Genomic DNA, 19844 nt, shown 5'->3' with positions numbered 1-19844 from the left:
TCATGTCAACCCAGAAAACAGTCAAGCAGCCAACAATGTTTTTAGCAATATTACCGATCATCACGATGGTGATATTATTATGCTTAGGTTATGTGTTTTTTGAATTACCCCCTGAACCATTAATTATTTTTTCTGCCGTTGTTGCTGGAATTATAGCGATCTATCTAGGATACTCTTATCAAGATATTTTGGAATCCGTCTCGCAAAAAATAGCAAAAACGATGCCTGCAATCCTCATTCTTATCATGGTAGGGTTTATGATTGGTGCCTGGATGGTTGGCGGGACGATCCCAATGATGATTTATTATGGCTTGAAAATCATTAATCCGCAATTTTTATTAATAACAGCCTTTCTGGTAACATCTGTTGTTTCACTTTGCACAGGGACCTCGTGGGGGTCAGCAGGTACAATTGGTGTGGCATTTATGGGAGTAGCTGCTGGAATGGATGCTAACTTGGCGGCTGTTGCCGGGGCGGTTATTGCCGGAGCCTATTTCGGTGATAAATTGTCGCCGTTATCCGATACCACGAATATTGCAGCCTTATCCACTGGAGTCAACTTGTATGAACATATCGCCCATTTGCTTTATACGACATTTCCATCTTTTCTTGTAGCAGGAACCGTATTTTTTATCACCGGATTAAGTGGCACGAACAATGGGGCAGCCATACCGGAAAAGGTCGTAACCATTATGGGGACATTGGACGCCATTTTTAATTGGAACCTGCTCCTTGTTGTTCCTATTATTATTGTACTGTTGGGGTCAATTTTGAAGAAACCGACGATTCCCGTCATGATGGTTTCCTCCTTGTTCGCGATGGCTAACGGCTTAATATTCGAGGGCTTTACCTTACACGATGTCATTGCTTCAGTGGTAAATGGCTTTAATTTATCTATGGTTCATATCCCGGGATTTGACGCTTCCAAAGTGATTGAGGATATTCCAACATTATTAAACCGCGGCGGCATGAATTCCATGATGGGAACATTATTAATTTGTTTTTGCGCCATCACGTTTGCTGGAACGATTTCCGTGACAAAATCACTGGATTTGATCATTAATAAAATGCTGGAATTTGTCCATTCAACAGGGAGCCTTATCGTCACAACGATCATTACTGGACTAACAATGATCGGCGTAACAAGCAATGGTCAAATTTCTATCCTAATGCCAGGTGAAATGTTGCGGGCAGCTTATATCAAAAGGGGATTACACCCGAAAAATCTAGGGCGTACCATTGAAGATTCAGCATCCATTATAGAGCCGATCTTGCCTTGGACCGCAGCCGGCGCCTACATGGCTGGAACACTCGGCGTCGCGACGTTAGACTATCTGCCATGGGCCGTCTTATGCTGGACCGGGATTATCTTTGCCACCATCTGGGGCTTCACAGGGTTTGGGATTGCTAAACTAAATCATGACGAACAAGCCCAGATGATAATAGAGATAGAAAGTGAGAAGGCAAGGGCGGAGGAAAGTGCGTGAACATATTTAACTATGCAAAAAAGCCAATTATCTTAAGCTAGGATAATTGGCTTTTTAAAATTAAGTGCTTTGGTTGGAGAATTCTTAATTGGAGTTTTTGACTATTGTATTTTACTGACTAAATAATCTTCTTTAATTTATTTGACTTCGACTTATTCTTATATAACGGTATGGGGAAATCTACTTTGCTAGAAGGTATTGCCATTAAGTTTGGCTTCAACCCTAAGGGAGGTAGCCTGAACTTTAACTTTTCAAATTATGATTCCCATTCCATTTTAGAGAAATATTTACGTTTGTCTAAAAAAGGCTTATTCCAGCAACCTCTCTAAGCGAGGTATAAATGGATTGTTCCAAAAGGTATTTGGTTTGTCTTTTAAGGAGCGTTGTATCAAATGACAAAAAGCAGCCCTCAGGTTATTACCTGAGGGCTTGGTGTTATGAAGTCAAAAAATTATCGTGTTGTTTTAACATACTACCGCTCCGTTTTTTTCTGGTCATTTTTGATTCAAGACGATTCGGAATTATCAATTAACCCATTGACAGCGTTTTCACATCCTAATATAATAGCAATATAAAATGAAAAACGGAATTATAAATCCGATTATCGGAATGTGTGGTGAATTCGTGATGCTTAACCTAAGTGAAGAAGAAAAAACGCTGATGCGTTCTCCGGAGGTTGTCATGAACCCCAAGCAATTAGGCAGTTTCCGTCAAACAAGAATAAGCTTTTCCCGCAGCCTCCTGCGAAAAATGATGAGAGAACAATGGGTGATCAAAAATAGCGCCAAACAGCTGGATGATAACGGGTATGGCCATTTTATTTATGAGATTGATACAAAACAAGGCCTGCTGACTTTCATTGCCTTTTCGGATGAAATCGATGAGGCGGAGCGGAATGATCGGGTTATTTCAGAAAAATGGGATATAACATTTGCATTAATCGAAGGGAGGATGACCCATCAAAAGTATAACCATCTAAAATCGGAGCTGCCAAAGCAAGAATTTGGCCGCGGAACTGAACAAGATATCGTTTGGTCGCGGGCTAATAAGAGTACGAGAATGTTTAATTATATTGTGAACGCTTTATCTGCAGGTGAGCAGCCGGATCCAAAAGAATTGGCAAAGGTGGGTTATATCCTAAGAACAACAGCTTTTTACGGAAACGGGAAATTTGGTGTCGCATCTTATAAGAAATTAAACAAAACCCATCCATTATATGGTGCTTTTAGAGCGCAAATGTTGGCAGCGTATCTGTTGAGGCATTTTAGTTTTGAATTGGTCGAACACATTGCTGCAGCCGCGAGCGGTCATGCCGTCTCCTTGGAACCTGAAATAAAAAGGTATCTCGGGATCGGTAATGCAACCGGGCTCGGGATGGTGCCATTTTTAATCAAGCACCCAAAATTGGTTAACCGTTGGCTGCTCCTAAGGGAACTCGCATTGGCCCGAGCAAAAAATAATTGGATGACAGAAGGAGATGTCAACCAGCTTCAACATTTCTTGAACGCGGCCATTGATTATTTGAAGGAGTATCCGGCGATCGATACAGCTTTATTTGCTGAACCGCTTGGGGTTGCTGGTGAACTGGCATTTATAAAACAAGAATTATCAAGGATGTATGAACATCATAAAGGCGGAATCAAATGGCATATGTTTACGAGCTTAGTAGAGCCGAGGATAGACAGTGAAAGTCAAGAATTCCTGAACACACTATTAATCGAACTTTTCCCTGAACAAGTTGATTGCTTAGGAGAAGAGACAACAGTTGATGAATCATATGAGCTGGAACCCGGCATGACGGTTCAAAGATTAATGACAATCATTCAGAGTCAGTATTCTTGGGTATTTCAGTTTGATTTTACTAAAAAAGAAGAAAAATATTATTTCTGGTACCGTTCAGCAGAGAAAGAGGAGCCGAGAATCGGGATCAGAGGGAGTGATCCGGGCGAGGCATATGAAATGGAGATGAATATAGCCGAGGATATACAAAACCTTTACGATACCCTTATTCATTATCCGGATACACAGAATTATGTAAGTCTGTTCCTGCTAAAATATCCGAGATTCAGAAACACGGTCAGAAGAATACAATCGCTGGAAGGATTAGAATTCGCGGAAATAAGGGGCAATCTTCAGAATAAAGGAATGCTGCCGATTCAATTAATGAGATGCAAACTATCTTTATTTGGTGCTGACCGGTTTGATCCCAAATCCAATAAATGGGTGCGGATTACCCTTTATCAGGGGGCGCCGCTCATTTCAGATTTAACAGAAACATGTGATGATCATTGGGCCTTTCCACTGATACCTCAAATAAAAAAGGGTGAAGCAAATGGTGTATGACATGAGCGTTGTTGACGGGCTATTACTAAGCAATTGGGATGATACATTGATTGAGAAATTAAAAAAAGGCAACATATCTTGTGTGCATGCTTGCTGCGGCCTGTGGGAGAATGCCCGGGAGACGCTGAGCAATATCGGAAAATGGCAGCGGTTTTTTAATGAACACCATGAATCCCTGATGCAGGTTACCTCGGGCTATGACCTGTATAAGGCTAAGAAAGAAGGAAAGATCGGTGTTATTTTAGGCACTCAAAATACGTCTCCGTTGGAGGATGAACTGACATTAGTTGAAGTCTTTAATAACTTGGGGATTAAAATTATGCAGTTGACATACAACAACCAAAACCTTATAGGAAGCAGCTGTTATGAAGCTTTTGATAATGGATTATCGCGGTACGGCAAATTGGTTGTGGAAGAAATGAACCGGGTTGGGATGATCGTTGATTTGTCGCATGTCGGTGAAAAGACATCAATGGATGCCATCGAAACATCGAGCCGGCCGGTCGCCATCACTCACGCAAATCCAAATTGGTTCTATTCGACAAAACGAAATAAATCACGGGAGCTCTTACAGAAATTAAGGGATAATGGCGGTGTTTTGGGATTATGCATTTATCCTCATCTTATGAATGGTGCTGAAACAACACTGGACGAATTCTGTGATATGGCCGCGGCGACAATGGAGTTTATGGGCGGCAGCCAAGTGGCATTAGGAACGGATTTAACGTTTAACATGTCAAATGATTTTCTTCAGTGGATGCGAATGGGGCGCTGGACACATCAGGTCGATTATGGTGCGGGGTCGGCGGAAAACCCAGGGTGGCCAAAGTGGCCGGGGTGGTTTCAAGACCCTTCAGACTTTCCGGCAATCAGCGAAGCTTTGTTAAAGCGCGGCTTGTCGGAAGAGGATGTCAGCAACTTTCTTGGACGAAATTGGGAAAGGTTTTTTACGATAGGATTCCAGCAGAAAAAGGAGATGCACAAAAATGAGGGTGTCCTTTCCGGAAACGCTTGACCTTTGTGAAAAAATACTTGAGGGCAGAAAGCTAGGCGGGAATACGAAAGACAGGGCTGCTGCTTGTACTTGGGCCGAATTTTGCGGTCTAGATGGCTTATCGGTTCTTTCAAGTGACTTGCCAACTATAGAAGATGAGGACCTACCCAATATTAAAAGGTGTGAAGACAAAGAATGCATCGTTTTGAATGCGAACCATTGCAGTTCTGTGATTTATGTCACTGTTATGTCGGATTTCGCGCAAATCGCTTTAAAAGAGAAAAAGACGTTATTTGTGAAGGGGCGCGCATCACATCTGCTTTTACATTCCTTAAGGCTGTTGGGCCTAAAAGGAAAATCATGCTGTATGGGTTACCGGATGGACAAAACTTTAGTCATTGGCGTCATCCGCAGCGGGGAGGCAGTTCCCTCAATATATAAGCTGTCTTTAAATGAAGGCTTCTGTACGGCAGCACTTGATTATTTAGGCATAAAAAATTTGGAGAAGCCGATCTTTTTAAAGCAAATCAAAAAATGTGATGAATTTACCGATTTTATTGAACCATACAGCTATGAAGTTATAAAAGCTGAGTTTTTAAAGCAGCAAATGGAGAATTCTCTAAAAAACGGGAAAGCCATCAATGATGATCTTTGGCAGCGATTGAAAGCTTACGCATCCGTTGTTTTGATTGAAAGTTCTGACCAGTCAAGGCTGCAAGGAGCCGGTGAAGGCAACTAAACATTTAGAAGGAGGAGAATCATGATTACAAAGATAGAAACCCCCGAAATCAAAAATTTTATTAACGGTGAATGGAGAGACACAGAAGGGACAGAGATGATTAAAAATCTTAATCCGGCAAATCAGGATGTCATTTCTATTCACTATAACGGTACAAAAGAAGACGTCGAGGAAGCAATTCAAGCGGCAGACCATGCCTTTTCAAGCTGGCGGCAATTGACCGCTCCGCAAAGATCGGAGTATTTAATTCAAATCGCCGAGAAAATTAGGGAACGAAACGATGAATTGGCAAAGGTGATTGTCAATGAAATGGGAAAAACGTATCCGGAGGCATTAGGCGAAGTGAACTATGCAGCTGGTATTATCGACTTTTTTGCAGCGGAAGGCAGACGGCTGACTGATAAAATTATTCCTGCTGATCTTCCGAATGTTAAAATCGAAACAAGAAGAGAACCATTAGGCGCTTGTCTGATTATCACACCGTGGAATTTTCCGCTTTCAATCCCAGCATGGAAAATAGCCCCTGCCTTGGTAACAGGTAATACGGTGGTGTTAAAAACATCTTCTGAAACGCCGTTGACAGCTAACAAATTTATGGAGATTTTAAAAGATGTGAATTTGCCGGAAGGGGTTGTCAATCATGTCCTATGTTCAGGGAGAATAATCAATGATTTTACAAACCACGAAAAAATTAAGGCCGTCACATTCACAGGGTCAAATGCTATTGGTGAGCGGATCTATCAAAATGCCAGTCAAAAAATGAAACGCGTTCAACTAGAGATGGGCGGGAAAAACCCATTGATCGTTATGGATGATGCGGATGTTGATGAGGCTGCAACACTTGCGATCAAAGGCGCTTTTGGACAAACAGGCCAAGCATGCACGGCGACAGGCAAAGTTATTGTCCATAAGGGGATCTATGAATCTTTTAAAAACAAAATCCTTGATCAAGCAAAACAAATCAAATTAGGATATGGACTTGATGAAGGAATTACTATGGGACCGCAAGTCAGTAAGAATGAACAGTCATCCACCCTAGAACTTATTCAATCCGCTATCGACGAAGGCGCCGATTTGCTGTGGGGCGGGAAAGTGCCTGAAGATCGGGGTCTGCAAAAGGGATTTTTCGTTGAACCTGCAATCCTTACTAATGTGACAAACAGCATGAGGATTGGTCAAGAGGAGGTCTTCGGTCCTGTTATTAATATCATTCTAGTCGATTCTCTAGATGAAGCGATTGATGCCGCAAATGATACCGTATACGGTCTATCCGCGGCGATTTGTACAAAGAGCATAAGTGCTATGAATCGTGCTTTAGATGAAATCGAAGCAGGTCTTGTTAAAGTAAATATGCCGACACCAGGCACCTTCTACCAAGCGCCATTTGGCGGGTACAAAAGTTCGAGCACCGAAACTTATAAGGAACTTGGAACGGAAGGAACAGATTTCTTTACCAAAATGAAGACGAGGTATATCAAAATTTAAGTAAAAGAAATGTGGGGATAAAATGAACACAACAACGTCCGAAACTTCTGCAACCGTATTTAAGGCAATCAAAATCCTTAATTTCCTAAGTGAGGCGAGTGGGCCTCAGTCTGTCATCACTATTAGCAAACAATTAAATCTATCGAATGCCGTTGTCCACAGAAACCTGACAACATTAAAAATTGAGGGTCTTGTCTTCCAAGACCCCCAAAGTAAACTCTATTCACTTGGTATGAAAATACTAGAGTATGCCAACCGGATTTTAACGGACTTGCCATTTGCAGCTGTTATTGAACCCTGGCTTTTAAAGTTAAGAAATCTAACCGGAGAAACTGTTGGATTCTACGTTCAAGAGGGAAATACGAGGGTTTGCGCTTTAGAATACGTCAGCCGGCAAGAAATCAAACGGGCGGTTGGGGTCGGCAAACGGCTTCCGCTGCATATAGGAGCAAGCGGACGGGCAATTCTTGCTTTTCAGGACGAAGATATCCAACATAAAATTTTGATCGGACTAGACTCTGAACAAAAAAAAGAAGTAATAAAAAAATTGGCGATCACAAAGGACAATGGTTATGCGATGAATGAGGAAGAAATTACGCCGGAAGTGGGGGCGCTTTCCGCACCGGTCTACGGCTCAAACAATAACATTATTGGGGCGCTTTCGATTTCCGGTCCAATGTTCAGGTGGAATAAGAAAAGCATGCAAACTTTTATCCCGGCCTTGCTAAATGCCACTGATGAAATAAAAAAAACGCTAGAATCCTAATGTTTTAGGGGTGAATCTTATGAAGGGTAAAACAGGAATAAAAACTGTTGATTGGCCGACATTTTTGATTAGCGGTGGATTTTTGCTCCTTTTTTTAATCTTGGCGCTTACTAATATTCAATTTGTGTCTCGTTTGGTAAATAGCGCTTTTAGCTTCTCCGTAAACTACTTTGGCGCCTTTTGGCAAGTGTTAATGCTGCTTATTTTCTTTATTGCCCTTTTTATCGCATTTTCAAAATATGGAAATATTCGACTTGGCAACAAAAATAAACCGGAAATGAGCACATTTAAATGGCTGTCAATTATTTTGTGTACACTTCTTGCTGGGGGAGGCGTTTTTTGGGCGGCAGCTGAGCCAATGTATCATTTCGTGCATGTTCCGCCAATGTTCAGTTCCGTAAAGTCCGGGACGGTTCATGCCATTGCTCCAGCTTTGACTGAAAGCTTTCTCCATTGGGGGTTTTTGGCTTGGGCAGTCCTTGGCACGTTAAGCAGCATTGTTTTGATGTATAGTCATTATCATAAAAACCAGCCTTTAAAACCAAGAACCCTTCTATACCCTTTCTTTGGGGAAAGCATTCAAAAGAATTGGCTTGGTACCCTCGTTGATGCCGTATCCGTCATTGCTGTTGCAGCAGGAACGATCGGTCCGATTGGTTTTCTCGGACTTCAGGTCGCATACGGCATGAACGCCCTGTTTGGCATACCCGATAATTTTGCAACACAAGCTGTTATTATCATTGGCGTTGTCTTAGTCTCTTGTATATCAGCAGTAACTGGGATTAACAAAGGGATTCAATTATTAAGCAGGCTGAATGTAGTATTGACCGTTGTGCTTTTGGCAGCCGTGTTGCTGCTGGGACCAGGGAAATTTATTATTAATTCCTTTGTTGCTTCGTTTGGTACGTACCTTCAGGACTTCATGATGGTCAGCACATATCGCGGTGATAATCAATGGCTTGGGTTATGGACTGTCTTCTTTTGGGGCTGGTTTATGGGCTATGGCCCCATGATGGCGGTATTTATAAGCAGAATCAGCCGGGGGCGAACCATTCGGGAGATTGTCTTAGCGGTAGCTATAATTGCTCCGATATTAACAAACTTTTGGTTTACGGTTGTTGGCGGCTCAGGGATCTTTTACGAATTAAAAAATCCCGGCTCTATTTCTCAGCCTTTAACACATGGTGGCATGCCTGCCGCAATGATAGCCATTACAAATCAACTCCCATTGCCTTTGATCATGGGATTCGGCTTTTTATTAGTTACCATTCTTTTTGTGGCAACAACCACCGATTCAATGGCGTTTACCATTTCGATGGCAGTTACCGGCCTTTCCGAACCGCAAGCCATTTTAAAAGCTTTTTGGGCTCTGATTATGGGAGCCATTGCCCTCGTTCTCATTGTCATAGGTGATGGAGGTGTCAATGCACTGCAATCATTTATTGTTGTAACCGCTGTCCCGGTTTCCCTGCTATTATTGACAACATTGTGGTCAGCCCCAAAGGTTGTCAAAGAGATCGGCCAATTGCAGAAAAAACAGTCTGACTATTCTGATATAATCCCTTCATCGAAGACATTTGAAAGTTATACGGACTAAATTTTGTAAGGGCGGAAACAAGACCACCCTCAGAAAAGACCGGGGGTGGTTGCTTTGTGGCTTTAATAAGTCCCATTATACATACAGGGACAACCTGGTTACGATTAAAAGAAAGCAGAACTTTTAAATGAAAAGAGGCTGGGACAAAACTAAAAGAGTTTATTCATTTGCCGAACATTAAAATTTGAAAAGTATAATTGCAAATGCGAAGCGTAGTCAAAATACGAAAGACTCCTACGGGAACAGCACGTGTCCGAAGACCCCGCAAGAAAGCGGTTTTTGCTTTCTGAGGAGGCTGAGGCCGTGCCCGTGGAAAGCGAAGTATTTTGACGGAGCGCTTCATTGTTTTTGTATGTATAAATAAAAATCCGAACTATTCAGATAGGAGTCTGAATGAGTTCGGATTTTTCTATTAGTAAAAAACTTCTGTCCCAGCCACGAGATTAGTCGCGCTAGCGACACTTTGGATAATTGGGAAAACTCAAGCGTTGCTTTTTACCTTTGATGATGCTGTGCTTGTCACAAGGCTTACTACAATCATGACGACAAAATTGATGAATAACGCGATCATCCCGACGTTCAAATCTTTAATCACTTGCGGCAGGGATGGGAACAACGTGCCAATTGTAGACTGGGTAATTGTAATGTATGCCACTGTTCCGACACCTGCGATGATACCGGCAAAGGCACCTTGTTTTGTGACGACATTATTTTTGAATAAACTAAGCAAAAGTGCTGGAAACAGCTGCGTGACAAGACTATAACCCATTAATAGAAGTGTTACAATCGTGTCTCCGCCTTTAAAGGTAAAATAGACGGATACTAATGCAATAACCGGTACCAACAGTTTAGCCAATTTCGACACTTGCTGATCTGTTGCCCTCGGTACAAACACCTGATAAACGTTTCTTGCAAACAGTGTGGAAGCTGACATTAAGATCATGGACCCTGGAACAATTGCGGTCAGCAATCCGGCTGCACCTATTACGCCGACAACCCATGGATCAAACGTTTTAAGAGACAATCTTAGCAGCGCCAAGTCAGATTCCGGACCTTTCAATCCAGGGACTTTCAAAATAGCTGCAAATCCAACGAAGAAGACAAACAGCAGTACAAGCTGGTATAAAGGCATAACAATGGCATTCTTACGAAATACTTTTGCGTTTTGCGCCGAATACATCGAAGCGAACGTATGTGGCCACATGTAGAATCCGAGCGCTGTTAATAATACGGTTGAGCTGAACCATGAAACACTTTGGCCAGTTTTTGGAAGTGCGGCAAAACCAGGTTTTGCAGCTTCGATTTGTGTAAACATCTCATGGAAGCCGCCATAGTAGTGTATTGGCAAATAAATTCCTAAGAAGAGCACAACACCCAAAATGACCGTGTCTTTTAATACAGCAGTCCATGCTGAACCGTGAATACCTGAGATCATGACATACACAGTTATCGAAATAACCGCGATCCAAATGGCTGCTGATTGCGGGATTGTTCCATATGAAGCTTCGGATACAATCAGTCCCAAGCCTTTTAACTGTAGAACAAGATATGGAATAAGGGCAACAATACCGACTAATGATACAAGAACACCGAGAATGGGGCTATCGTATTTAGTAACAAAAAAGTCCGATTGAGACATAAGTTTGTGCTCTTTCGAATATTTCCAGATGGCAGGCAATAACCAATAAGACATAATATAAGCTAAACATCCGTAGCCAATAATATAAAACGTCGGGCCTCCTTTTCCGTAAGCCCAGCCGCTTCCCCCAAGGAACGTAAAGGTTGTATAAATTTCCCCAGCCATTAACAAAAAGACAAAGATCGTACCGAATCCTCGGCCTCCAACCGTCCATTGCTCAAGGTCCATATCTTTTCCTTTTTGAGCCAGAATACCAAGAACAATACAAATCAGCAAGACACCAAAAATAATTATGAGAGATGCGTTCATTCTGTGTCACCATCCTTGTTTGTCGGGTCCAAACGGTACACGATAGCCATTATTACGGAGGTCAAAAGAACCCACATGACAATATAAGCAAGGATAAACGGCATGCCAAAAATGATTGGCGTGACTTTATTAGCAAATTGGATCCCAAATAATATCCCGATAAAAGGCAAGGCTGCCAGTATATAAATTAGCTTCATTTTACCCACCTCGCATATTTAAAAATTTTAACGCAGCATGAACAAACATTTTTACGCCTTTTTCAAGTGCATCCTCATCAATATCAAACTTAGGATGATGATGTGGATATATCAATCCTTTTTCAGCATTCCCTGCTCCTACAAAGAAGAAGCAGCTTGGTGCCTTTTGCTGGAATGCAGAGAAGTCTTCACCGCCCATATTCGGCTTCATCAATTCGAGCGCACCCTCACCGAATAATTCAATAACTGTTTCCTCAATGATTTTAGTTGACGTTTCTTCGTTAATAACCGGTCGATAACCGAACTCATATTTCAGCTCATAATCAGCTCCGTGTGCCTCTGTAATGCCTTTAGCGATTCTTTCAATTAATTTTGGAGCATTTTCCCGAACGGAAGCATCGAAGCTGCGAACCGTACCGCCGATCTCGACAGTACCCGGAATAACATTATGGGTTGTGCCCCCAATAAATTGCGTGACGGACACGACAAGCTGTTCAAGCGGATCCGTATTTCGGGAAACGATGTGCTGCAAGTTCGTGATAATTTGGGCACCGATTGCGATGCTGTCAATGGTTTGGTGCGGCAGGGCGGCATGCCCTCCTTTTCCGTTAACCGTTAACCAGAACGTATCCGGAGAAGCCATCATGGGGCCGTACACAACACCGATTTTTCCAAATTCGAGTGGTGACCAAAGATGTGCGCCAATAACGATATCCACCTCATCCATCACACCTGCTTGGACCATTTCCTCGCCGCCGCCCGGAAACAGCTCTTCTGCATGCTGAAATAAAAAGCGAATTTCGCCTTGAATGTCGTCCTTTAAGCGAGATAAAATCTTTGCCGTTCCCAATAAAACCGCCGTATGACCATCATGGCCGCAAGCATGCATCACACCAGGCTTTTTTGATATATATTCCGCGCCGTTTTCTTCTTGAATCGGAAGGGCGTCTATATCTGCGCGAATCGCCAAGGTTTTTCCAGGCTTTGGACCAATTAAACGCGCCATGACGCTTGTCTTCGTCGGACGGGATAATTCCAGGCCGCCAAACGATTGTAGGGTTTCATAAACGAATTGAGCCGTTTGTTCTTCATGGAAGGAAAGTTCGGGATGTTGATGTAAATGCCTGCGCCACTTCAGTACGTCTGCTTTTACACTCTCAATCCACTCATCTAGTGAAATAGAAATCATCTTTATAACTCACTCCTAATAAAGGTCTATTTTAGGTTATGACCTAAATTATAAATTAATTTTGTTATTTTGCAAAGTACTAATTTTCTGGAAATTGGGCGGCTGCTGCTAATGGAAAAGGGAATCAAGAAATTGAAAAGGACCTTTCCGTTAAAATCCTGTTTGGGCAACATGTTAACGTAAAAGGTCTTTTGCTCTTTTTAAAAATTGATGGCGCTTTTAAAGTTGAATACGGTATATTTTTCTCGGTCTTCCTCTTGGTGATAAGGTCTCCTCTCCGCTTAGAACCGCAAGCCCCTTTTCCTCTAGTTTTGTTAGGATTCTTCTCGCACTGCGCGGCAATATTTGCATATATTGGGCTAATTCGTGCGCGTTGATTTCATTTCTCCCCAATTTTTTTACAATAGAATCAAGCTTGGTTAACGTTGGGATACTTAAAGACGTTTTTTCACTAATTTCTTGTAATCGTTGCGAATGAAGGCCAAATTCAATCTGTTCTTGTTTCCCAAGCGGGCCTCTTACGGTTTTATCATCAAACATAACCATCCAGATTCCTTTTTTCTGTTCACGTGCATGGAGCAGGGCGTTCCCGGCATGTATTTCCGCTTCGTAAGCCGTTTTGCCGATTCCTATTCCGCAAGTCACCTTTTTATTGATCGGGCCCTCCAGGTCTTCGAGGTTCGGGATCGTTGTGAAATGATTGGTCAAATCCTGCAAAACGCCCCTTGTTGTGTAAATAACATATCTCCCTGGTCCGGCATGTTTTAGGGATCCTTCAATTTCTTTGGTATATCGATATAATTTATCCCATATTTTCATTTCGGCGTTATGCAGATCATCTGTTGAGAAACTGCCTTTTGATAGATTGCTGTAAGGGTCTAGCTCGAGCATTTGGACAGCTATTTGGGATTTCCGGACGAGTTGCATTTCCTCGGTCTTTTCCATCATACTTACGACGGATTCAATCGTCGAAGAAGCGGGAAGGACCCGGTAAACGGGCACACCGATTTTTTCTAATTCAAGCTGGGCTGACCGCAAACATGTGACGGCAGCCTTCGTTTTCCCTTGCTTAAACAATTCTTCATGATAGGAAGCGAGTTCCGTTGCATCGATTGGCCCTTTATAAGATTTTAGGTAAAATGACTCAACGTTAAGCCCTGTTTCTGTAAACAAGCGCTTCAATTCGTCAGGATGAAACGTGTCGAAACTTAAATTTTCAATCGGTATCCGCTTTTTATAAGCAATTTGCAGCAAAGTTTTATATAAACTCGCCCCTATATGAGGAATATAAAATAACGGCTTATCAGTTTCCATGCTGTTTTTTGTAATGGCATACGGTACTTGACCGGAAAAAAGCCACATATCCACTTTATCATTATGTTGCCTGACTAAGTCCATCACATCATCTTCCATCCAATATACGATGGGAACGCATTCGAAATTTTGATACGATGCCATGACGGAAAGTATGATGTTCATAGAATCATCTGCAGCTAGAATACCTACTTTTACATTCATACGAGTCACCTTCAGAATTTATTCAATGGTGTCGAACGACCATAAAAACATTATATCAATAAAACCCAAAAGTTATATTAATATTCTAAAATTAACATACCAAAGATTTGTTTTAATTTTTTTCTAAGGACCAAATTAAAAGACAGGAGAATGGTATTATGCATATGCTATATAAAGGAATGATACATGCGGAGGGATTTTATGTTAAATGTTGCATTTGGTGCAGTTAATTCAAAAAATATGACAACGACTTGTTCTATAGTCTTTGGTGAAAACAATCAAGTGGGATGGTCCGCCCATGGGAAATTCAATTACGCAAACGGGTGGCTTTATGGCGTAAGTTTAAATACTGGGGTTTTTAACAACATGATAGATAACGATGTTATTGATACACCAATTCAGGATGATGATGGTGTACCTAGCAGTCAAACTCAGGGTTTGTAAAGGAGCCCGGCGAAACCGACGCGAAATCCCCGGGGACGCCGCAGTCATTGGTCTAAAGGACGCAGAACCCCGTCCGAAGACGCAGAACCCCGTCCAAAGACGCAATGTCTGGCGAGATCGACGCAGAAATCCTTGAGGAGGACGCAGTTATCGCTCATAAGGACGCAGAACCCCGTCCGAAGACGCAATGTCTGGCGAGATCGACGCAGAAATCCCCGAGGAGGACGCAGTTATCGCTCATAAGGACGCAGAACCCCGTCCGAAGACGCAATGTCTGGCGAAACCGACGCAGAAATACCCGAGGAGGACGCAGTTATCGCTCATAAGGACGCAGAACCCCGTCCGAAGACGCAATGTCTGGCGAAACCGACGCAGAAATCCCCGGGGAGGACGCAGTTATCGCTCATAAGGACGCAGAACCCCGTCTGAAGACGTAATGTCTGGCAAAACTGACGCGGAAATCCCCGGGGAGGACGCAGTTATTGGTCAAAAGGACGCAGAACCCCGTTCGAAGACGTAATGTCTGCCTGGAACTCCGCAAAACTATTTTTAAATAAACGCTTAATTAACGACCGGTTTTGCCCACCCCCCGCCCTCATCTCTAATCTATAAAAACCACCGATAAATCCTGTAGATCAACAACATAAATAAGATGTATCCAAAAAAAGAATAAGCATGATGCCAGGCGTGACTATGGGTAAAAAAACCCGATTGTTCCGAGGCGTGTTCGGTAACACTCACGAGTAACCCGAGAAAAAGGGTCAATACGATTGTTTGCAGTGTGCGAAGGTTTTTTGCGATTTCCAAGAAAATGACAATACAAATCGGCAATATAATTAAGGTAAAAGCAATATTGACTGTAAAAATATCGGGAAAGGGCCGCTTTGGAAAGGCATACATTTGTTTGCCGGCAAAGATGAGGTCGAGATACGTCCCGATTAATGCAGCAAAAAGAGCCGTTATAAGCACGGCGATTCGGTGGTTATTCCTCTTCCCGTAACGAGACGGCTTCTTTTGCCATAACCGTAAGTTCAATTTTTTCAAGTGTTCTGCAATATTCCCTGCAAACTTTTCCATCCACATCGACTTCCTTATGATTTAAATACTCAATAATATGATAATCCTCAAACCAGTCCCCGACTTCCGCTTCCTCATGAGGTATATTCTTCCACGCGTATCTCAGCTTCGGACTATACAGCCGGTTGGCACCTTTTCTCAATTTACAATTCTTAATTCGGCGTTTATAAAGGGCGCGGGGGGCGGATCCGTTGACATCGTTAAACAAATGGGGCCAATAATCTTTCCGGGACCCCGTATGCGGATGCTCACGAGTCCACTTTAAAACCCCCGGCAACATGTTTTGCCGTTGAAAGAGTAAAGCGTATAATCTTTTTCCTAATAAAATCCGTTCGTGAAGTGATGTAAAATGCCTGAGTGTATCGCCGACCAACTCCGTCTTTTGTCCTTTTTGATCTGTGCAGTATGGAAACAGAATATTGTTAAAGCGAAGGAAATCATAGAGTTTAAAGCCAACGGTTCCGGTCACAGTTTTTTTAAAATAAGCATTCTGGATCACTCTTTTTTCCAAATAACTTTGCTCATTGATTACAGTGGCAATCGCGAGGGTATAGCAGTCTCCTTTTTTCCAAAAATACCGCCACATCGTTTCCATAAAGGTAGAGATGTGGAAAGAAGGGAATAGATGGAACATGTCTGCTTTTGCTTTGACACTTAGGTCATAAATTAAAAACTGAGGAAACACATCCTGGAAAATTAACCAGTTTCCACGTTCCAAAAATGAAAAAAAAGCATTCTGGTCTTTTTCCGGAAGAAGCCTTGTCAACAGTTCACCTTTTAAATCTGTCATATTCCAGCCGCCGTTCCGCGATACCATATGTCCGAGAAGGGCCCAATGGATTTCAGGGTGCTGAAGGTAAAAATTATAATATGCCTGTGTCCGTGTGACATTATTTTTGTTATATTTTTCGGTTTGTTCCTTAATGACATGAATAAGCTGTTTTTCGTAACCCGATAACTGTGGTGAAGGGTTTTCCGGCGGTTTCTTTTTCATCTTTTTTTTTAATTCTTTTTTAACCCAAAGGTCCAGCAAAAATAACCTCATCCTTTCGATTTGCCCGGCCGGTCGCGTCTTTTTCTCCAAAGGAATGCATAGTCATATTGCCCAAAGAATATGAATACAAAGGTAAATTTCACTAGGGGAGGATTGGTAACATGAAGCATCGGGTAGATGCCGAAATCGACCGAATCGCCAATCAATTTATGAGTGACCAATTAGATGACGGATCATGGTCTTACCCCTTTGAGACCGGTATCTCAACAGATAGTTATATGATTATCTTATTGCGGACATTGGAAATAAATGATGAGGATTTCATAAAAGAGCTAGTAGCGGGTATTATTCATAACCAACAGCAAGATGGCTCATGGAAGTTGTATTATGATGAAAAGAAAGGCAATCTGACAGCAACGGCGGAAGCGTACTATGCTCTCCTCTATTCGGGTTATCAGGATCAGCATGCCGGAGCTATCGAGGCAGCCAAACGATTTATCTTGGCTAATGGAGGGATTAGGCAAGTTCATATGTTTACAAAAATCATGTTGGCTATGACTGGGCAATACGAGTGGCCGTATTTCCCCATCCCAATTGAGATGGTGCTTCTGCCGGATTCCTTTCCGATCAACCTTTTTGATCTTTCCGCGTACGGCAGAGCGAACATTGTTCCGGTTCTTATTCTCGCCGATTCCGGGTTCAGCAAAAAAACGGATCGATCGCCAGACCTGTCACACTTGTTTCAAAAACGGGAAGACCGTTTTTCGAGGGAACCCTTTTTTAGGGAAGATCAAGGAGATGTCCGCTCGCTTCTTAGCCTGATTCGTCGATCGATCCAGGCTCTTAAAGATCTTCCCGAAACCCTTCATCTGGCCGCATTGCATCGCGCCGAACAATATATGACCGACCGGGTCGAACCGGATGGCACCTTTAACAATTATTTTAGTTCGACTTTTCTCATGATTTTTGCCTTAATGGCAAGAGGTTATTTGAAAACAGATCCGTTGATCACCCATGCTGTGCAGGGATTAAAGGCGATGACATGCCGGATTGATGGAAACCTTCACTGTCAGTATACGACGGCCTCGGTTTGGAATACGACGTTAATCAGTTACGCTTTGCAAGAAGCCGGACTTCCCCATACATCGAACGCTGTCAAGAAGGCGAACCAATATATCCATTCCCGTCAACATGACAAATACGGCGATTGGGCCATTCATGCACCGAATCTGGCGCCTGGGTGCTGGGGCTTTGCGGATATGAATACGATTCATCCTGATATTGACGACACAACTGCCGCGCTAAGAGCGATTCGAACATTGGCCATTGAGCAGGACGAATATCGAAAGGCCTGGGACCGGGGAGTCGACTGGCTCGTTGCCATGCAAAACAGTGACGGAGGGTGGGCAGCATTCGAAAAAAACGTCAACAAGAAACTATTGAACTTGCTCCCGGTTGAAGGCGGAAAAGACCTGCTGATTGATCCGTCAACGGATGATTTAACGGGACGGACATTGGAGTTCTTCGGGAATGACACTAATTTGGACCACCAGGATCCCATGATCAAACGCGGGGTTCGATGGCTTTTGCGACACCAGCAAAAAAACGGTTCCTGGCTGGGCAGATGGGGCGTCTATATTTATGGAACATGGGCGGCCGTAACAGGATTGATTGCGGTTGGCATCCCTTCAGAACATCCTGCCATCAAAAAGGCTCTAACCTGGCTGTGCAGCATCCAGAATCCGGATGGGGGCTGGGGTGAATCCTGTACGAGTGATATCGAAAATCGTTATGTCCCACTGGGGGCAAGCACCCGCACACATACAGCATGGGCCCTTGATACACTCATCACCGCTGAAGCTGAAGCCACGCCCGAGATCGAACAAGGTGTCACATTTTTAGTGGATGGAAAGGAAGAAGAATGGACGACGTCTTATCCGAAAGGGAGGGGCATGGCAGGGGCCTTCTACCTCAATTATCACAGCTACGAGTACGTTTTTCCATTCCTCGCCTTAGCCCATTATAAAAATTTGGTCGGTGATGAATAGCATGAGTGACAAGTACTGTCTGAGCTGATACTTAGAAAGTAAGAACGGTTGGTGTTATAGCGGAAATTGGAACTTGAGTTTTGTATGGGTGATTGAAAATTGGCTTATCGTCTGGGCTATGCGATGATATAAAGAAATGAAAGGGGTGATAGGGGTATGTCACATAAGGGTGGGCCTGATAACGTTGATCTCCATGGGTTGGATCAAGAAAACGGCAAAAAGGACTTTTGGAGCAAAATAAAAAGTTACAAAAAACAAGCCAAACTTCAAGATGATGATTTGGGAAATCAGCAAAATGAGGAAATAGTAAAACAAGACTTTTGGAAAAAAATGAAAAGGTTTGCTGGCAAAGTGCCATTTACCAAAGATGCAGTGTCCATGTATTATTGTGCGGTTGATTCCAAAACGCCGCTTAAGGCAAAAGGCATTGCATTTGCGGCATTAGCCTATTTTATCCTTCCCACGGATGCCATACCCGACGCTATTTTGGGTGCGGGATTGACGGATGATGCCGCCATTATCATTGCTGCGCTTAAAGCGATCAGCAGCAACGTTACCGATCAGCATCAGGAAAAAGCCGAAGCCTTTTTTGACGCTGATGAATCAAAGGGCGAGGGTCATACAGATAAAGATGAATAAGAATGTGGACCGCCAGTCTATCATGCTGACGTGAGTGGAGGAAAGGTCGTTTGTAGGATGATGAAGACCCGAAATTGATAAATGAGCGGGAGAAACTGCCTTCATAAGAGGTATGAACGCCCGAAGTCGGTAAAAAATCGTATTTGAGGTCGTTCATAGCGGTGATGAAAGCCCGAAGTTGGTAAAAATCCGGTCTCGAGGTCGTTCATAAGGTCGATGAAAGCCCAAAGCCGGTAAAAAATCGTGTTTGAGGTCGTTCATAGGTGAGATGAAAGCCCGAAGTCGGTAAAAAATCGTGTTTGAGGTCGTTCATAGGTGAGATGAAAGCCCGAAGTCGGTAAAAAATCGTGTTTGAGGTCGTTCATAGGTGAGATGAAAG

The 19844-nt window shown here is 42.9% G+C and carries 16 protein-coding genes and 1 pseudogene; 11 read left to right on the top strand and 6 right to left on the bottom strand.

What is annotated here, in order from left to right:
- Window positions 1-2: 2 nt before the first annotated feature.
- From nhaC to EV207_RS12410, 8 genes and pseudogenes are all read left to right on the top strand, one after another.
- The gene (gene nhaC / locus EV207_RS12445; RefSeq protein WP_132746480.1) at window positions 3-1487 is read left to right on the top strand and encodes a Na+/H+ antiporter NhaC; all 1485 of its coding nucleotides are present in this window, start codon (window positions 3-5) and stop codon (window positions 1485-1487) included.
- Between the two features lie 164 nt (window positions 1488-1651).
- Window positions 1652-1789, top strand: a pseudogene (locus EV207_RS23480) (AAA family ATPase); the annotation flags it as partial.
- 325 nt (window positions 1790-2114) lie between these two features.
- Window positions 2115-3830: a hypothetical protein gene (locus EV207_RS12435; RefSeq protein ID WP_132746479.1), complete on the top strand. Its 1716-nt coding sequence runs from the start codon at window positions 2115-2117 to the stop codon at window positions 3828-3830.
- A complete protein-coding gene (locus EV207_RS12430) occupies window positions 3820-4845 on the top strand; it encodes a membrane dipeptidase (RefSeq protein ID WP_132746478.1) in 1026 nt (341 codons plus the stop codon). The genes EV207_RS12435 and EV207_RS12430 overlap by 11 nt, the downstream gene beginning before the upstream one ends.
- Window positions 4817-5563, top strand: coding sequence for a hypothetical protein (locus EV207_RS12425; RefSeq protein WP_132746477.1), 747 nt, complete (start codon window positions 4817-4819; stop codon window positions 5561-5563). The genes EV207_RS12430 and EV207_RS12425 overlap by 29 nt, the downstream gene beginning before the upstream one ends.
- 21 nt (window positions 5564-5584) lie before the next feature.
- Window positions 5585-7048 carry an aldehyde dehydrogenase family protein gene (locus tag EV207_RS12420; RefSeq protein ID WP_132746476.1) on the top strand — a complete coding sequence of 488 codons (1464 nt, stop codon included), beginning with the start codon at window positions 5585-5587 and terminating at the stop codon, window positions 7046-7048.
- Window positions 7049-7070: 22 nt separating this feature from the next.
- On the top strand, window positions 7071-7814 hold the full coding sequence (locus EV207_RS12415; RefSeq protein WP_132746475.1) for an IclR family transcriptional regulator: 744 nt from the start codon (window positions 7071-7073) through the stop codon (window positions 7812-7814).
- 19 nt (window positions 7815-7833) lie between these two features.
- Window positions 7834-9411 (top strand): BCCT family transporter, encoded by a 1578-nt coding sequence (locus EV207_RS12410; RefSeq protein WP_132746474.1) that lies wholly within the window; start codon window positions 7834-7836, stop codon window positions 9409-9411.
- A 481-nt stretch (window positions 9412-9892) separates the two neighbouring features.
- On the opposite strand, the gene EV207_RS12405 is transcribed toward EV207_RS12410, so the two are convergent.
- From EV207_RS12405 to EV207_RS12390, 4 genes are all read right to left on the bottom strand, one after another.
- Window positions 9893-11359, bottom strand: a complete 1467-nt coding sequence (locus tag EV207_RS12405) for a sodium:solute symporter family protein (RefSeq protein WP_132746473.1) — start codon at window positions 11357-11359, stop codon at window positions 9893-9895.
- Entirely contained in the window at window positions 11356-11556 is a 201-nt protein-coding gene (locus EV207_RS12400; RefSeq protein ID WP_132746472.1) for a DUF3311 domain-containing protein, read from the bottom strand. The genes EV207_RS12405 and EV207_RS12400 overlap by 4 nt, the downstream gene beginning before the upstream one ends.
- Before the next feature lies 1 nt (window position 11557).
- Window positions 11558-12745 (bottom strand): M20 family metallopeptidase, encoded by a 1188-nt coding sequence (locus tag EV207_RS12395; protein WP_132746471.1) that lies wholly within the window; start codon window positions 12743-12745, stop codon window positions 11558-11560.
- A 219-nt stretch (window positions 12746-12964) separates the two neighbouring features.
- Window positions 12965-14263, bottom strand: coding sequence for a helix-turn-helix domain-containing protein (locus EV207_RS12390; protein ID WP_132746470.1), 1299 nt, complete (start codon window positions 14261-14263; stop codon window positions 12965-12967).
- A gap of 201 nt (window positions 14264-14464) precedes the next feature.
- Here EV207_RS12390 and EV207_RS12385 point away from each other — a divergent pair, with 201 nt between their 5' ends.
- Window positions 14465-14707: a hypothetical protein gene (locus tag EV207_RS12385; protein WP_132746469.1), complete on the top strand. Its 243-nt coding sequence runs from the start codon at window positions 14465-14467 to the stop codon at window positions 14705-14707.
- A 606-nt stretch (window positions 14708-15313) separates the two neighbouring features.
- Here the strand turns inward: EV207_RS12385 and EV207_RS23910 are convergent.
- Both EV207_RS23910 and EV207_RS12380 read right to left on the bottom strand, forming a co-directional pair.
- The gene (locus EV207_RS23910) at window positions 15314-15784 is read right to left on the bottom strand and encodes a CBO0543 family protein (protein ID WP_424511369.1); all 471 of its coding nucleotides are present in this window, start codon (window positions 15782-15784) and stop codon (window positions 15314-15316) included.
- Entirely contained in the window at window positions 15690-16829 is a 1140-nt protein-coding gene (locus EV207_RS12380; protein WP_132746468.1) for a DUF2515 domain-containing protein, read from the bottom strand. Before EV207_RS12380 ends, EV207_RS23910 begins: the two co-directional genes overlap by 95 nt.
- A 110-nt stretch (window positions 16830-16939) precedes the next feature.
- Here EV207_RS12380 and shc point away from each other — a divergent pair, with 110 nt between their 5' ends.
- Window positions 16940-18826 (top strand): squalene--hopene cyclase, encoded by a 1887-nt coding sequence (gene shc, locus EV207_RS12375; RefSeq protein ID WP_132746467.1) that lies wholly within the window; start codon window positions 16940-16942, stop codon window positions 18824-18826.
- A gap of 156 nt (window positions 18827-18982) precedes the next feature.
- Complete coding sequence (locus EV207_RS12370) at window positions 18983-19465, top strand: YkvA family protein (RefSeq protein ID WP_132746466.1); 483 nt, start codon at window positions 18983-18985, stop codon at window positions 19463-19465.
- Window positions 19466-19844 lie beyond the last annotated feature (379 nt).

Origin of the sequence: Scopulibacillus darangshiensis (assembly GCF_004341035.1) — a bacterium.
In the GTDB taxonomy this organism is placed as follows: domain Bacteria; phylum Bacillota; class Bacilli; order Bacillales; family Sporolactobacillaceae; genus Scopulibacillus; species Scopulibacillus darangshiensis.
The sequence above is the reverse complement of the archived record's forward strand: the minus strand, read 5'-3'. Positions and strand labels throughout refer to the sequence as shown.

Excerpts from the sequence above, each read along its gene's own strand:
- nhaC (WP_132746480.1), top strand. The coding sequence starts at position 3 with ATGTCAACCCAGAAAACAGTCAAGCAGCCAACAATGTTTTTAGCAATA.
- EV207_RS12435 (WP_132746479.1), top strand. The coding sequence starts at position 2,115 with ATGCTTAACCTAAGTGAAGAAGAAAAAACGCTGATGCGTTCTCCGGAG.
- EV207_RS12430 (WP_132746478.1), top strand. The coding sequence starts at position 3,820 with ATGGTGTATGACATGAGCGTTGTTGACGGGCTATTACTAAGCAATTGG.
- EV207_RS12425 (WP_132746477.1), top strand. The coding sequence starts at position 4,817 with ATGAGGGTGTCCTTTCCGGAAACGCTTGACCTTTGTGAAAAAATACTT.
- EV207_RS12420 (WP_132746476.1), top strand. The coding sequence starts at position 5,585 with ATGATTACAAAGATAGAAACCCCCGAAATCAAAAATTTTATTAACGGT.
- EV207_RS12415 (WP_132746475.1), top strand. The coding sequence starts at position 7,071 with ATGAACACAACAACGTCCGAAACTTCTGCAACCGTATTTAAGGCAATC.
- EV207_RS12410 (WP_132746474.1), top strand. The coding sequence starts at position 7,834 with ATGAAGGGTAAAACAGGAATAAAAACTGTTGATTGGCCGACATTTTTG.
- EV207_RS12405 (WP_132746473.1), bottom strand. The coding sequence starts at position 11,359 with ATGAACGCATCTCTCATAATTATTTTTGGTGTCTTGCTGATTTGTATT.
- EV207_RS12400 (WP_132746472.1), bottom strand. The coding sequence starts at position 11,556 with ATGAAGCTAATTTATATACTGGCAGCCTTGCCTTTTATCGGGATATTA.
- EV207_RS12395 (WP_132746471.1), bottom strand. The coding sequence starts at position 12,745 with ATGATTTCTATTTCACTAGATGAGTGGATTGAGAGTGTAAAAGCAGAC.
- EV207_RS12390 (WP_132746470.1), bottom strand. The coding sequence starts at position 14,263 with ATGAATGTAAAAGTAGGTATTCTAGCTGCAGATGATTCTATGAACATC.
- EV207_RS12385 (WP_132746469.1), top strand. The coding sequence starts at position 14,465 with ATGTTAAATGTTGCATTTGGTGCAGTTAATTCAAAAAATATGACAACG.
- EV207_RS23910 (WP_424511369.1), bottom strand. The coding sequence starts at position 15,784 with ATGGAAAAGTTTGCAGGGAATATTGCAGAACACTTGAAAAAATTGAAC.
- EV207_RS12380 (WP_132746468.1), bottom strand. The coding sequence starts at position 16,829 with ATGAGGTTATTTTTGCTGGACCTTTGGGTTAAAAAAGAATTAAAAAAA.
- shc (WP_132746467.1), top strand. The coding sequence starts at position 16,940 with ATGAAGCATCGGGTAGATGCCGAAATCGACCGAATCGCCAATCAATTT.
- EV207_RS12370 (WP_132746466.1), top strand. The coding sequence starts at position 18,983 with ATGTCACATAAGGGTGGGCCTGATAACGTTGATCTCCATGGGTTGGAT.